We start from the raw sequence: 13459 nt of genomic DNA, 5'->3' as shown, positions 1-13459 counted from the left end.
ATCCTCAGCGCCCGCGCAGGCGCCGTACGAGGATGCTCGCGTCGCCCCGCGATTCGAGGTCCGCCAGGACCACCGCGACCGCCTCGCGGACGATCCGCCCGCGGTCCACGGCGAGCCCGTGCTCGCCGCGCAGCACCAGGCGCGCGTGCTCCAGGTCCATCAGTTCCTCGGCCGAGACGTAGACCGTGATCTTCTCGTCGTGCCGTTCACGCCCGCTGGGGCGGCGGTTCGCGCCGCGCCCCCGGCGCCGCTGCTGGCCGCCCTGCGCCTCCTGGGGCCGCCGGTTCTTCACCGGTCCCGACTGCTCCGCGTCGGCCCCGCCCGTACGGCCGCGGGACGACTCCGCCGCGTCGGGCGCGGTGGCCGAGTGCTCCTCCGCGGGCGAGGCGGCGGGGCCCCCGGTCGGCGTCCCGTCCGCCGGGTCGCCCTCCCCCGGCGGGCCCGCCGGATTGGGCACCCGGGCCTCGCCGTTGGCGTTCGCGTTGCGCCGGCGCTCCCGCTCCGCGGGCGACGACGACTGGAGCGCCATGCCCCCGGTCGTACGGAACAGCTCGTCGGCCCCGGGCAGACTCACTCGGCGTGACACCGGGCGAGCACCTCCCTGGCGAGCTGGCGATACGCGGCCGCACCCACGGAGTTCGAGGCGTACGTGGTGATCGGCTCACCGGCGACGGTGGTCTCCGGGAAGCGCACGGTCCGCCCGATCACCGTGTGGTACACGTGCTCGTCGAAGGCCTCGACGACCCGCGCGAGGACCTCGCGGCTGTGCACCGTACGGGAGTCGTACATCGTGGCGAGGATGCCGTCGAGTTCCAGCTCGGGGTTGAGCCGCTCCTGCACCTTCTCGATGGTCTCCGTCAGCAGGGCCACCCCGCGCAGCGCGAAGAACTCGCACTCCAGCGGGACGATCACCTTGTGCGCGGCGGTCAGCGCGTTCACGGTCAGCAGGCCGAGCGACGGCTGGCAGTCGATCACGATGTAGTCGTAGTCGGGCAGCAGGGGCTTCAGGGCCCGCTGGAGCGTGGACTCGCGCGCCACCTCGCTCACCAGCTGCACTTCGGCGGCGGAGAGGTCGATGTTGCTCGGCAGCAGGTCCATGTTGGGGACCGCCGTCTTCAGGAGCACCTCGTCGGCCGCCATGCCCCGCTCCATGAGCAGGTTGTAGACGGTGAGGTCGAGCTCCATCGGATTCACGCCGAGACCGACCGACAGGGCTCCCTGCGGGTCGAAGTCGACGAGGAGGACACGGCGGCCGTACTCCGCGAGCGCGGCACCCAGGTTGATGGTCGACGTGGTCTTGCCCACGCCGCCCTTCTGGTTGCACATCGCGATGATCGTCGCGGGGCCGTGGTCCGTCAGCGGGCCTGGGATCGGGAAGTACGGCAGGGGACGCCCGGTGGGGCCGATCCGCTCGCGGCGCTGGCGGGCAGCGTCGGGTGCGAGGGTGGCCGCGTACTCGGGGTCGGGCTCGTACTCGGCGTCGGGGTCGTAGAAGTGCCCCTCGGGCACTTCGTTGTAGTCGGCGAATGGGCTGGACTCTCGCCCGCCCTCGTTGCCGGCCATGGCGTTCACGTGGTGGCCGTCCATCATCTGGTGGGCTGTCGTGTGCTGGTGGGTGGCGAAGGTGCGGACAGCGACGGAGCCGACAGCCTCCAGCCCGGACGACGGGCTCCCGCCCCTCGCAGGCATCCCTGGCTGACCACCCCCGGGAGTAAATGTCGACTCATTCACAAGTCGTCTTACCTCCTTGGACGTGACCAGGAAACTTATCGATAGGTCAGCGTGGCACCATGCCGACGATGGGCGACTCTATGGCGTGTCACCGGTCCGCAGCAACACAATCCGCCGGACCCGGCCCGATGTGTCGGCAACCGAACACCTCGCTGTCAAGGGCGCACAGCCCTCTCACCACAGCGTGGACCGCACGTTTCACGGGTGCGCGAAACGGTTAAAGAGTTACGTTCCCCGCGAGTTGACCCGGCGTTCGAGAGCCCCCGGGCACACGCCCGGCCGGACCTCGCGGGGCAAGATCCGGCCGGTGTCGTGATGTTGACGAATCGCGTTGACGAGTCAGCCGAGAACCGCGCCCAATTCGGCGTGATTCAGTCCATGCGCCTCCGCGACCTCGCGGTAAACCACCTGACCGCCGTGGGTGTTGAGTCCCTTCGCGAGCGCCGGATCGCGCCGCAGCGCCTCCGCCCAGCCCCGGTCGGCCAGTTCCACGATGTACGGGAGCGTGGCGTTCGTCAGCGCGAAGGTCGACGTGTTGGGCACCGCGCCGGGCATGTTGGCGACGCAGTAGAAGACCGAGTCGTGGACGCGGAAGGTCGGCTCGGCGTGGGTCGTCGGGTGCGAGTCCTCGAAGCAGCCACCCTGATCGATTGCAATGTCGACAAGTACACTTCCGGGCTTCATCCGGGCGACGAGCGCGTTGGTGACCAGTTTCGGCGCCTTGGCGCCGGGGATCAGGACGGCCCCCACGACGAGGTCCGCGTCGACGACCGCGCGCTCCAGTTCGTACGTGTTGGACACGATGGTCTGGACCTTGGTGCCGAAGACCTTGTCCGCCTCGCGGAGCTTGTTGATGTCCCGGTCGAGGAGCGTCACGTGGAAGCCCATGCCGACGGCGATCTGCGTGGCGTTCCAGCCGGAGACCCCGCCGCCGATGACCACGGCGCGGCCCGGGGCCGTACCGGGCACGCCGCCCGGCAGGACACCGCGGCCGCCGGCCGAGCGCATCAGGTGGTACGCGCCGACCTGCGGGGCCAGCCGGCCCGCGACCTCGGACATCGGGGCGAGCAGCGGGAGGGCGCGGTTCGCGGTCTCGACCGTCTCGTACGCGATCGCCGTGATGCCGGAGTCCAGCAGGGCGTCGGTGCAGGAGCGGGACGCCGCGAGGTGGAGGTAGGTGAAGAGCGTCTGGTCCTTGCGGAGCCGGTGGTACTCCTCGGCGATCGGCTCCTTGACCTTCAGCACCAGGTCGGCGGCGGCCCAGACCTCGTCGGCCGTGGGCAGGATCCGGGCGCCCGCGGCGGTGAACTCGCCGTCCGTGATCGAGGAGCCGGTGCCGGCGTCCCGCTCGACGACGACCTGATGGCCGTGGCGCACCAGTTCGTGCACACCGGCGGGGGTGATGGCCACGCGGAACTCGTTGTTCTTGACCTCGCGGGGGATACCGACCAGCACGTCGATCACGGTCCTTGGCTCAGGGGAGGGTACGCCGCGAGTGGGTGCGGCGAATCCAGTCTAATGAAGGACTTCCCCCTGTCCAGCCTTGCAAAGCATTATTCGTTCGGCGAGGTGCTGCGGATTTCGTAGGCAGAATCGCCTTCTGTCGTTTCAAGGAGCCGGTCGGCGACAGCCCGGTGCAGCCGGGCGGCGGTCGGGTCCCCGACCCGGTCGAGGGTGTCGGCCAGCCTGAGCTGCAACGCCGCCTCCAGCCGTACGTCCCCGGCGAGCCGCGCCCAGCCCACCGCCTCCTCGCAGGTGCGCAGCGACTCGTAGGGGCGGCCCGCGTACTCCTGTACCCGGGCGGCCTCGCTCAACGCCCGTGCCTGGCCCGGGAGATCACCCAGCCGGCGGTGGCCCGCGGCGGCGGCGCGCCAGTTGCGCAGCGCCTCGCCGTACCGGCCCGCGTAGGTGTGGACCGCGCCGAGCCGGCCGTACAGCCGCGCCTCGTCGGCGCGCTCACCCCGGGCGATCCGCTGGGCGAGCGCCCTGCCGTACCAGTCGGCGGCCCGCTGCCAGTCCTCCAGGTCCTGGTGGGCGCCGCCGACGGATTCCATCGCGCGGCCAGTCGCGTAGTGGTCGTTCGCGGCGCGCCCGGCGTCCAGGGCGGCCCGGTAGCGGACCAGCGCGTCGTGCGTACGACCGGTCCTGGCGTCCAGGTCGCCGATGTTGAGCAGCGCGGCGGCCTGCTCGCGGTGCAGCCCGCGCCGCCCGGCGATGTCGAGGACGAGGTGGTGCAGGCCGTACAGCTCGGGGGCGGCCGCCTCCGTACCGCGGTGTGCGGCCAGCGCCCTGACCAGGGCGGCGACCAGCCGGCGGGCCAGGGTGTCCAACTCGCCGTCGGCGACCGCGAGGCGGGCGGAGGCGACGAGCGCGGGGAGCCGGGTGCGCAGCCAGTCGTCGGCGGTGGCGGCGTCCGGGAAGCGCAGGGCGCGGGGCAGTTCGGCGAGCTTCCTGCGCGCCTGCGTGTTCTCGGGGTCGGTGACGGCGCGGCAGGACTGGAGCAGGCGTACGGTCCGCTCCAGCATCCGGGCCCGGGCGAGCTGGAGTTCGCCGGGCCGGTCGCGGGCGAGGAGGCCGCGCAGCAGCGGGACGAGGCAGGCGGGCACCTCGTACAGCTCCCCCGCCGGGTCGCCGGCCCGGCGCAGCATCCCCACCGCGACGAAGCCGTCGAGGGTCGTGCGGGCGTCCGTGACGGAGCAGCCGGCCAGCGCGGAGGCGGTGTGCGCGTCGGTGACGCCGGTGGGCGCGAGGGCGAGCAGGCGCAGCATGCGGGCGGTGGAGGCGGCGAGGGTCGCGTACACGAGTCCGAAGACCCGGGCGAGCGGGCGGTCGCCGACGGGGCGGTCGGGGTCGTCGGGCAGGGCGCGCAACTGCGCGGCCACGTCGGCGACGGACGCGGTGGGGCGGGCGGCGAGCCAGCCGCCGGCCAGGACGAGGGCGGCGGGCTGGCCGCCGCACTCCTCCACGAGGGCCTCGGCGGCCTGCGGGTCGACGGTGATCCGTACGGCGCCGGTGTACCGGGCGAGCAGGTCGACGGCGGCCTTCACGTCCATGCCGCCGAGGGTGCAGGGCCGGACGTCGGGGATGCCGGTGAGCGGGCCCTGGGAGACGGCGACGACGAGGCAGTCCGGGTTGTCGGGGACGAGCGGGTCGACCTGCTCCGCGTCGGCGGCGTCGTCGAGGAGCAGCAGGACGCGGCGGGTGGCCAGGGCCTCGCGCACCATCTCGGACAGCTGGTCCTCGCCCGCGCCGGGCGGGGTGGGGATGCCGAAGGTGGTGAGGATCTCGCGGGCGGTGGCCTCGGTGGGGACGGTGTCGCCGCCGGGCTCGGTGAGGCGGGCCCGGACGACCCCGTCGGGGTAGCGGTCGGCGAGGCGCCGGGCGATCTCGTGGGCGAGCGCGGTGCGGCCGGAGCCGGGGCGGCCCGCGACGAGGAGGACGCGGGCGCGGGGTTCCTTGCGGCCGGAGATCGTGTTGAGCCCGGCGCGCTCCATGTCCTCGTGCAGCGCCTTGATCTCCCGGGCGCGCCCGAAGAACGCGGTGGTCCCGTCGGCGCCCGGGGGGCGCTCGTGCGGAGTACCCGGCGGGGTGTCGAGGCCGGGGTCGACGCGCTGTTCACCCGGGCTCCCGGCGTCCGCCGCGAGGTCGGTCCCGCCTCCGTCGGGCGACCCGTAGGCCATCCCGTCGACGCCGCGCCCGGCGACGGGCGCGTGGGGGCCCGGCGTACGGACGTTCTCCTCGACGGAAGCCGTCGCGTCCGGGGCGACGGCCGGGCGGGCGGTATCAAGCCCGTCCGGCGATTGAGGACAAGAGCCGGCCGCCGGGCCGGGTGCCTCCGCGACAGGGGCGGGCCCGGGCGTCGTGGTGACACCCTCGGCCGCGATCGGCGTCCCCGTACCGGCCGGCACCCGCGTCTCCTCGGACCTCGTCACGTCCACCCCACCCGCCACCGCCGCGCCCACGTCCTCCCCGGCCGGTTCCGCCGCCGCGCCGGCCGCCTTCTTCGCCGCGCGGGGGCGTCTCCTGCCGCTCTTCGCACTCTTTCCGGTCCTCGCACGACCACCGCCGGCGCCGCCCGAACCACCTGTCCCGCCCGCACCACCGGCCCGGCCGGCCGGCTCGTCCCGCCCGCCCGACCTCACGTCCACGTCACCCGGTGTACCGACCTCGGGGCCCGGCGCGGGCCCCGCGCCACCCGGCTCAGCGCCCGCGCCGCCCCGCGCACCGTCCGTGTCACCCGTATCCAGGGCGGCGGAGCAGACCCCGCCCGGGGCGTCCATGTCCACCGCCTGATCCGTCACGGGCCACGCTCCGTCCGCCTGCGCACGAGCCGAGCCCGGCGGGTCTCCGCACGGGCGGTCCGAGCGTAGTTCGCTCCCCGCCACCGACCGGGTGAGGCAGGGCGGACAAGTCCCTCGATCGGATCAGCATTTCGTCAGATCGGAGCGACCCGGATCGGAGGGAGCGGGGTGGCCGCTCAGGCCGTGAACGGTCGCGCCGGCCACGGCGCCTCCGCCGGCCGCAGCGCCTCGATCCCGTCCCCCGCCAGCACCGCCGCGAGCGCCAGCACGCCCGCCGCCAGGCACATGTTGTGCAGCTCGCCCCTGATCACACCCCGCACGAGGTCGGCGAGCTCCACCCGCGCCAGCTCCATGTCCGCCTCTTCCTCGGCGACCTCGAAGCGCGCGCCCCCCGCCTCCGACAGGTCCCGGGCGAGGAAGATCCGTACCGCCTCGTCGGAACCGCCGGGTGACGGGTACACGTCCGTCAGCACCCGCCAGTCCCCGGCCTTGACGTAGGCCTCCTCGTACAACTCGCGCTGCGCCGCGTGCAGCGGATTCTCGCCCGGGATGTCGAGCAGGCCGGCCGGGATCTCCCAGAGCTTCTGGCGCACGGGGTGCCGGTACTGGCGCAGCACCACCACCCGGCCGTCGTCGTCCAGCGCGAGGATCGCCACCGACCCGGGGTGCACCTGGTAGTCACGGGACACGACCGCCCCGTCGGGCATGACCACATCATCCGTCCGGACGCTGGTCTTGTTCCCGCGGAAGGGGGTCCTGCTCGCGGTGACCCGCCACTCTTCCGGAGCGTCCTCGATGGTCATGAAACGTCCTCCCACACAGCAGCGCACCAGCGGAAACCGGGGCGCCGGTCCCGAAGGACGGCACCCCGGTTCCTACCGTATCGCTATCGGCGGGACGGTCAGTTGTCCCGCAGCTGCGCCGCCCGGCGCTCCACCGCGGCCTTGACCAGGCCCGCGAACAGCGGATGCGGCCGGGTCGGCCGGGACCGCAGCTCGGGGTGCGCCTGGGTGGCGACGAGGTACGGGTGCACCTCGCGGGGGTACTCGACGTACTCGACGAGCTTGTTGTCGGGGGACGTGCCCGAGAAGACCAGCCCGGCCTTCTTCTCCAGCTCCGCGCGGTACGCGTTGTTGACCTCGTAGCGGTGGCGGTGACGCTCCTCGACGTACGGCTCACCGGCGTGGACCTCCCGCACGATGGAGCCCTCGGCGAGCTTCGCCGGGTAGAGGCCGAGCCGCATCGTGCCGCCGAGGTCCCCGGCGCCTTCCACGTACGCGAGCTGCTCCTCCATCGTGGAGATCACCGGGTGCGCCGTACCGGAGTCGAACTCGGTGGAGTTGGCGTCCGGGATCTCCGCGACGTTGCGCGCCGCCTCGATCACGATGCACTGGAGGCCCAGGCACAGGCCCAGCAGCGGCACCTTGTTCTCGCGGGCGTACCGGATCGCGCCGACCTTGCCGGTCACGCCCCGCTCTCCGAAGCCGCCGGGGATCAGGATCCCGTCCACGTCCTCCAGCTGCCGCGCGGCGCCCGCCGGGGTCTTGCAGTCGTCCGAGGTGACCCACTTCACCGTGACGCGGGCCCGGTTGGCGAAGCCGCCGGCCCGGATCGCCTCGGTCACCGACAGGTACGCGTCGGGAAGGTCGATGTACTTGCCGACCAGCGCGACCGTGACCTCGTGGTCGGGGTTGTGGACGCGGTCCAGCAGGTCGTCCCAGACCGTCCAGTCGACGTCGCGGAACGGCAGGTCCAGCTTCCGTACGACATAGGCGTCCAGGCCCTCGGTGTGCAGGACCTTCGGGATGTCGTAGATCGACTTGGCGTCGATCGCGGCGACGACGGCGTCCTCGTCCACGTCGCACATCAGCGAGATCTTGCGCTTGATGGACAGCGGGACGTCCCGGTCGGCGCGCAGCACGATCGCGTCGGGCTGGATGCCGATGCTCCGCAGCGCGGCGACCGAGTGCTGGGTCGGCTTGGTCTTGAGCTCGCCGGACGGGCCGATGTAGGGCAGCAGCGAGATGTGGACCACGAACACGTTGTCGCGGCCGACCTCGTGGCGGACCTGGCGCACGGTCTCCAGGAACGGCTGGGACTCGATGTCGCCGACCGTGCCGCCGACCTCGGTGATCACGACGTCGACGTCGTCGGTCGCCATCCGCCGGATGCGGTGCTTGATCTCGTTGGTGATGTGCGGGATGACCTGGACGGTGTCGCCCAGGTACTCGCCGCGGCGCTCCTTGGCGATGACCGTCGAGTAGACCTGGCCGGTGGTGACGTTGGCCGAGCCGTCGAGGTCGACGTCGAGGAAGCGCTCGTAGTGGCCGATGTCCAGGTCGGTCTCGGCGCCGTCGTTGGTGACGAACACCTCGCCGTGCTGGAAGGGGTTCATCGTGCCGGGGTCGACGTTCAGGTACGGGTCGAGCTTCTGCATGGTGACCCGCAGACCGCGCGCCTTGAGCAGCGCACCCAGACTGGAGGCGGTCAGGCCCTTGCCGAGGGAGGACGCGACACCCCCGGTGACGAAGATGTGCTTGGTCGTCGAGGGCGTCGAGGATCGGTTCGGCATGGCCAAGAGGGGGCTCCCGTGGTCGCGGTCTGGGGTGCGTGCCGGTGCCGGGCCCTGAGAGTCTCGGGGGAGAGATCTCCGGGAGGCCGCCGTCGCTGCGGGTTCGGGGCCTCATTGCTTAGCAAGGGAGTCCACCGGTCCACGGGCTACCAGGGTATCAGCGCCGAAGGGAGGCTGGTTCCGGCCACACGGCCCCGCCTCGCGGGCCCCTCCCGCCCCGCCGGATTCCCCAGGATTCCCGCCACGTCACCCTTGGCTCACCCGTTCGGCGGACCCGTGTTGCCGGGAGCGTGGCGCGGAACTCCGAGGTGCGTCGTATCCTGCTCGGACATTCGCTGCCGATGCAGGCCGGCAAACGGCACCACCCCGCCCGTGTTCCCGGAAAACATGCTCGTCAACGACCCTTGACCGCAGTAAGCGCCCTTCGGGGCGAACGTGGCCGTTCGACTGGAGATGCACGTGGCCGGGCGCATCGAGGATTACGCACTCATCGGAGACATGCAGACCGCCGCCCTGGTCTGCCGGGACGGCACAGTCGACTGGCTGTGCCTGCCCCGCTTCGACTCACACGCCGTTTTCGCGGCACTGCTCGGTACGGACGAGCACGGCTTCTGGCGCCTCGGACCCGCGTATTCCGCGGGTTCCGTGCCGCCGAGGGCCGCGCGGCGCCACTACCGCGGCGACTCGCTGATCCTGGAATCGGAGTGGGACACGCCGCGCGGCACGGTCCGCGTGACGGACTTCATGCCGCCCCGCGACGGCGCCCCGCAGCTCATCCGGATCGTGGAGGGCGTCAGCGGCCGGGTGCCCATGCGCTCCGCGCTGCGGATGCGCTTCAGCTACGGCCGGGTGACCCCGTGGGTCCACAAGGTCGACAACCGCACGGTCGCCGTCGCGGGCCCCGACTCGGTCTGGCTGGACACCGAGACGGAGACGTACGGCAAGGACCTCACGACGTACTCGGACTTCACCGTGGCGCCCGGCGACCGGGTCGCCTTCACGATCAGCTGGCAGCCCTCGCACAAGGAACCGCCCGCGCTCCCCGACCCCGAGGGCTCGCTGGAGGCCACCTCCGATTTTTGGCGTGAATGGGTCGAGCACTGTACGTACCACGGCCCTTACAGGGAGGCAGTGGTCCGCTCGCTGATCACCCTCAAGGCCCTCACGTACGCGCCGACCGGCGGCATCGTCGCGGCCCCGACGACCTCCCTCCCGGAGGAGATCGGCGGCGTCCGGAACTGGGACTACCGCTACACCTGGCTGCGCGACGCCGCGATCACGCTCTCCTCGCTGCTGCGCACCGGCTACCGCGAGGAGGCCCGCGCCTGGCGCGAGTGGCTGCTGCGGGCCGTCGCGGGCGACCCGGAGAACCTCCAGATCATGTACGGCATCGCCGGTGAGCGGGAGTTGGGCGAGGCGGAGCTGGACTGGCTGCCCGGGTACGAGCGTTCGGGCCCGGTCCGGGTCGGCAACGGCGCCGCGCACCAGCTCCAGCTCGACGTGTACGGCGAGGTCACCGAGGCGCTGCACCTGGCGCACATGACGGGCCTGGCCCGCAACGACTACGCCTCGCTGCTCCAGTTGAAGCTGATCCGCTACCTGGAGAAGCACTGGGACCAGCCGGACGAGGGCATCTGGGAGGTCCGCGGGCCGCGCCGGCACTTCGTGCACTCGAAGGTGATGGCGTGGGTCGCGGTCGACCGCACGATCAAGCTCATCGAGTCCGGGGACGCGGACGGTCCCCTGGAGCGCTGGCGCGAGCTGCGGGACGACATCCACCACGACGTGTGCGAGAAGGGGTACGACAAGGAGCGGAACACCTTCACGCAGTCGTACGGCTCCAAGGAGCTGGACGCGTCGCTGCTGCTGATCCCGCAGATGGGCTTCCTCCCGCCGGACGACAAGCGCGTCATCGGCACGATCGAGGCGATCCAGCGGGAGCTGTCCACGGAGGACGGCTTCATCATGCGGTACCCGACCGCCGGCGAGGAGGCGGGCGTGGACGGCCTGGAGGGCGACGAAGGCGCCTTCCTCGCCTGCTCGTTCTGGCTGGCCGACGATCTCGCGATGATCGGCCGGGTGGACGAGGCCCGCAAGCTCTTCGAGAAGCTGTTGGACCTGCGCAACGACCTGGGCCTGCTGGCCGAGGAGTGGGACCCGCGTCTCAAGCGCCAGGTGGGCAACTTCCCGCAGGCGTTCAGCCACGTCCCCCTGATCGACACGGCCCTGCGCCTGACGGCGTCGGGGGCGTACGGGGGCTGAGCGGACTCCTCGGCGCGAGGTAATCCGGTTGAGTCCACTCCCTGTGAACGTGTTGGCTGACGGCACCGAACTGCCCGGACCGCGGGTGTCCGGTCGGCCGTAGCAGGGAGTGGAACGTGCAGAACACCGGTGTCGACCCCGTCGCCCACAACCGGGCCGCCTGGGACAAGTACGTCCAGGAGGGCAACGAGTGGTCGACGCCGGTGAGCGCCGAGGAGGTCGAGCGCGCCCGCGCGGGCGACTGGTCGATCGTTCTCGTCGGTCATGAGCCGGTCGACCGCTCCTGGCTGCCGGCGGACCTGACCGGCAAGGATGTGTTGTGCCTGGCCTCCGGCGGCGGACAGCAGGGTCCGATCCTCGCCGCCGCCGGGGCGCGGGTGACGACGTTCGACAACTCCCCCGGCCAGCTCGGCCAGGACCGGCTGGTGGCGGAGCGCGACGGCCTCGAACTGCGCACCGTCCTGGGCGACATGAGCGACCTGAGCGCCTTCGGCGACGCGACCTTCGACGTCGTGTTCCATCCGGTCTCCAACCTGTTCGTACCGGACGTGACCGTGGTGTGGCGCGAGTGCTTCCGCGTCCTGCGGCCGGGCGGGACGCTGCTCTCGGGCTTCGTCAACCCTGATGCGTACCTGTTCGACCACGAGGCGCTCGACGAGCGCGGCGAGCTGATCGTCGTGCACAAGCTGCCGTACAGCGATGTCACGTGGTACTCCGCCGAGGAACGCGCCGCGAAGTTCGGCGCGGACGCCGCGCTCGAATACAGCCACAGCCTCACCGACCAGATCGGCGGGCAGCTCGCCGCGGGGTTCGCCGTCACCGGCTTCGCGGAGGCGCCGCACCATTCCAACGCGTCCGCCGCGCACTTCTCGAACTACTTCGCGACGCTGGCGGTCAAGCCGGGCTGACGCGGGGCGGGGCGGCCCGGGTAGCCTCCGCTGCTATGGAGAGCCAGGACGGGATCACGGTACGGCGCGCCCTTGAGCTGCCGGGACTCCGTGCCGGGCTGCCCGAGGTCGTCGCGGGCGCGGACCGCCTCGACCGTACGGTGCGCTGGGTGCACGCCGGGGAGGTCCCGAACATCGCCTCGCTCCTCAAGGGCGGCGAGCTGCTCCTCACCACCGGCCTCGGGCTCGGCACCCGGCCCGCCGAGCAGCGGGCCTTCGTGCGCACCCTCGCCGAGCGCGGGATCGCGGCGCTCGTGGTGGAGCTGGGCCGGAGGTTCGACCGGCTGCCCGCCCCGCTCGTGGAGACGGCCGGGGCGGCCGGGCTGCCGCTGGTGCAGCTCCACCGCGAGGTGCCGTTCGTGACGGTGACCGAAGAGGTGCACACCGAGATCGTCAACGGGCACTACGCGCTGCTGCGCCGGGCCGAGGAGGTCCACCGGCGCTGCACGGAGGCGCTGCTCGACGGCGGGGGCGTCCCGCGGGTGCTGCGGATCCTCGCCGGCTTCGCGGCCAACCCGGTCTTCCTGGAGACGGCGGAGGGCCGGCTGCTCTACGCGGCGGCCCCGGAGGCCGGCCCCGCCCCCGCGCCGGCCGCCGATCCGCTCCAGGTCTGGGAGGGGCTGCGCGGGCAGCGCGCGACCCGCGCGGCGGGGCCGCCCGCGGGCACCGTGCTGGTGGACGTGCCGGGCGGCGGGCACGGTTCCGGCGCGGTACGGGCCCGGCTCGTCGTGCCCGCCGTGTCGGCGCCGCTGCTGCCGGTGCACCGGATGGCGGCGGAGCGCGCGGCGGGCCTCCTGGCGGTGGTGCTGATGCAGGCCCGCCAGGAGGAGGAGGTCGCGGCGCGGGGGCGCGGGGACTTCCTCACGGATCTCGCCGAGGGCCGGATCCGCGCGGAGGACGCGCCCGCGCAGGCGAGGGTGCTGGGGTTCCGGCCCGGCGACGGGCCCCTGTTGCCCGTGGTGATGCGGCTGGCGCCGGAGCTGTCGCCGTCCGGCAACTGGGCGCTGCTGGCGCGGGCCGTGCTGGAGGAGCTGTCGTCGTCCGTGGGGGGAGGCGTACCCGCGCTGCTGGGCGTGCGCCCGGTGGAGGGGCGGGTGCCGCTGCTGCTGGGGCTGCGGACCGAGAGCGACCGTACGGCGGTGGCGGACCGGGTCGCGACGGCGCTGCGGGCCGGGGTGGAGCGCGCGGGCCTGGAGCGGCCGGGGGTGCGGCCGCCGGTGGTGGTGGTCGGGGTCCCCGGCAACTGGGCGGCCGCGAGCGCGGGGCTGCGGCACGCGGCCGAGACCGCGACGGCGGCGCAGGGCCTCACGGACCTGCCGTGGTACGACGCCCGCCGCCTGGACATCGACCTGCTGCTGTGGCGGCTGCGGGACCATCCGGACCTGGCGGCCTTCGTGGACCGCGCGATCGGCCCGCTCCGGGCGCACGACAGGACGGCGCGGCCGGCCCTGCTGCCGACCCTGGAGGTCTTCCTCGCCCACGCGGGCCGCAAGGCGGAGACGGCGCGTGAGCTGCACCTGAACCGGCAGACGCTGTACAACCGGCTGGCGCGGATCGAGGAGCTGCTGGGCACGGACCTGGACGACCCGCAGACGGTCCTGGCGCTGAGCCTGGCGCTGCGGGCGAGGCGCCACGCGCCCTGACCG

The 13459-nt window shown here is 72.8% G+C and carries 9 protein-coding genes; 3 read left to right on the top strand and 6 right to left on the bottom strand.

All coding sequences use genetic code 11. The annotated features are described in order from the left end of the window. Nucleotides 1-4 precede the first annotated feature (4 nt). The 6 genes from HA039_RS27110 to HA039_RS27085 all read right to left on the bottom strand — a co-directional run bounded on the left by HA039_RS27110 (nucleotide 5) and on the right by HA039_RS27085 (nucleotide 8604). On the bottom strand, nucleotides 5-574 hold the full coding sequence (locus HA039_RS27110) for a hypothetical protein (RefSeq protein WP_167037688.1): 570 nt from the start codon (nucleotides 572-574) through the stop codon (nucleotides 5-7). Continuing rightward, nucleotides 571-1689, bottom strand: coding sequence for a ParA family protein (locus HA039_RS27105; protein WP_167033968.1), 1119 nt, complete (start codon nucleotides 1687-1689; stop codon nucleotides 571-573). The genes HA039_RS27110 and HA039_RS27105 overlap by 4 nt, the downstream gene beginning before the upstream one ends. A gap of 381 nt (nucleotides 1690-2070) precedes the next feature. Then, the gene (ald, locus tag HA039_RS27100) at nucleotides 2071-3186 is read right to left on the bottom strand and encodes an alanine dehydrogenase (RefSeq protein WP_167037685.1); all 1116 of its coding nucleotides are present in this window, start codon (nucleotides 3184-3186) and stop codon (nucleotides 2071-2073) included. Nucleotides 3187-3284: 98 nt separating this feature from the next. Continuing rightward, nucleotides 3285-5411 carry a tetratricopeptide repeat protein gene (locus tag HA039_RS27095; protein WP_167037683.1) on the bottom strand — a complete coding sequence of 709 codons (2127 nt, stop codon included), beginning with the start codon at nucleotides 5409-5411 and terminating at the stop codon, nucleotides 3285-3287. 797 nt (nucleotides 5412-6208) lie between these two features. Next, complete coding sequence (locus tag HA039_RS27090; protein ID WP_167033967.1) at nucleotides 6209-6835, bottom strand: NUDIX domain-containing protein; 627 nt, start codon at nucleotides 6833-6835, stop codon at nucleotides 6209-6211. 98 nt (nucleotides 6836-6933) lie between these two features. Then, a complete protein-coding gene (locus tag HA039_RS27085) occupies nucleotides 6934-8604 on the bottom strand; it encodes a CTP synthase (RefSeq protein ID WP_161310575.1) in 1671 nt (556 codons plus the stop codon). A 453-nt stretch (nucleotides 8605-9057) separates the two neighbouring features. Between HA039_RS27085 and HA039_RS27080 the strand changes: the two genes are divergently transcribed. The 3 genes from HA039_RS27080 (at nucleotide 9058) to HA039_RS27070 (ending at nucleotide 13456) form a co-directional block, all read left to right on the top strand. Beyond that, the gene (locus tag HA039_RS27080) at nucleotides 9058-10866 is read left to right on the top strand and encodes a glycoside hydrolase family 15 protein (protein WP_167037680.1); all 1809 of its coding nucleotides are present in this window, start codon (nucleotides 9058-9060) and stop codon (nucleotides 10864-10866) included. A 116-nt stretch (nucleotides 10867-10982) separates the two neighbouring features. Continuing rightward, the gene (locus tag HA039_RS27075) at nucleotides 10983-11774 is read left to right on the top strand and encodes a class I SAM-dependent methyltransferase (RefSeq protein ID WP_167033966.1); all 792 of its coding nucleotides are present in this window, start codon (nucleotides 10983-10985) and stop codon (nucleotides 11772-11774) included. Between the two features lie 35 nt (nucleotides 11775-11809). Continuing rightward, nucleotides 11810-13456 (top strand): PucR family transcriptional regulator, encoded by a 1647-nt coding sequence (locus HA039_RS27070; protein ID WP_167033965.1) that lies wholly within the window; start codon nucleotides 11810-11812, stop codon nucleotides 13454-13456. Nucleotides 13457-13459: the final 3 nt, after the last annotated feature.

This window comes from Streptomyces liangshanensis (assembly GCF_011694815.1).
GTDB lineage: Bacteria > Actinomycetota > Actinomycetes > Streptomycetales > Streptomycetaceae > Streptomyces > Streptomyces liangshanensis.
Note: the sequence above shows the minus strand (reverse complement) of the source record. Positions and strands in the feature narration are given on the sequence as shown.

Coding starts and splice junctions, on each gene's coding strand:
- HA039_RS27105 (WP_167033968.1), bottom strand. CDS start 1,689: ATGCCTGCGAGGGGCGGGAGCCCGTCGTCCGGGCTGGAGGCTGTCGGC.
- HA039_RS27095 (WP_167037683.1), bottom strand. CDS start 5,411: ATGGCCTACGGGTCGCCCGACGGAGGCGGGACCGACCTCGCGGCGGAC.
- HA039_RS27090 (WP_167033967.1), bottom strand. CDS start 6,835: ATGACCATCGAGGACGCTCCGGAAGAGTGGCGGGTCACCGCGAGCAGG.
- HA039_RS27085 (WP_161310575.1), bottom strand. CDS start 8,604: ATGCCGAACCGATCCTCGACGCCCTCGACGACCAAGCACATCTTCGTC.
- HA039_RS27080 (WP_167037680.1), top strand. CDS start 9,058: ATGCACGTGGCCGGGCGCATCGAGGATTACGCACTCATCGGAGACATG.
- HA039_RS27070 (WP_167033965.1), top strand. CDS start 11,810: ATGGAGAGCCAGGACGGGATCACGGTACGGCGCGCCCTTGAGCTGCCG.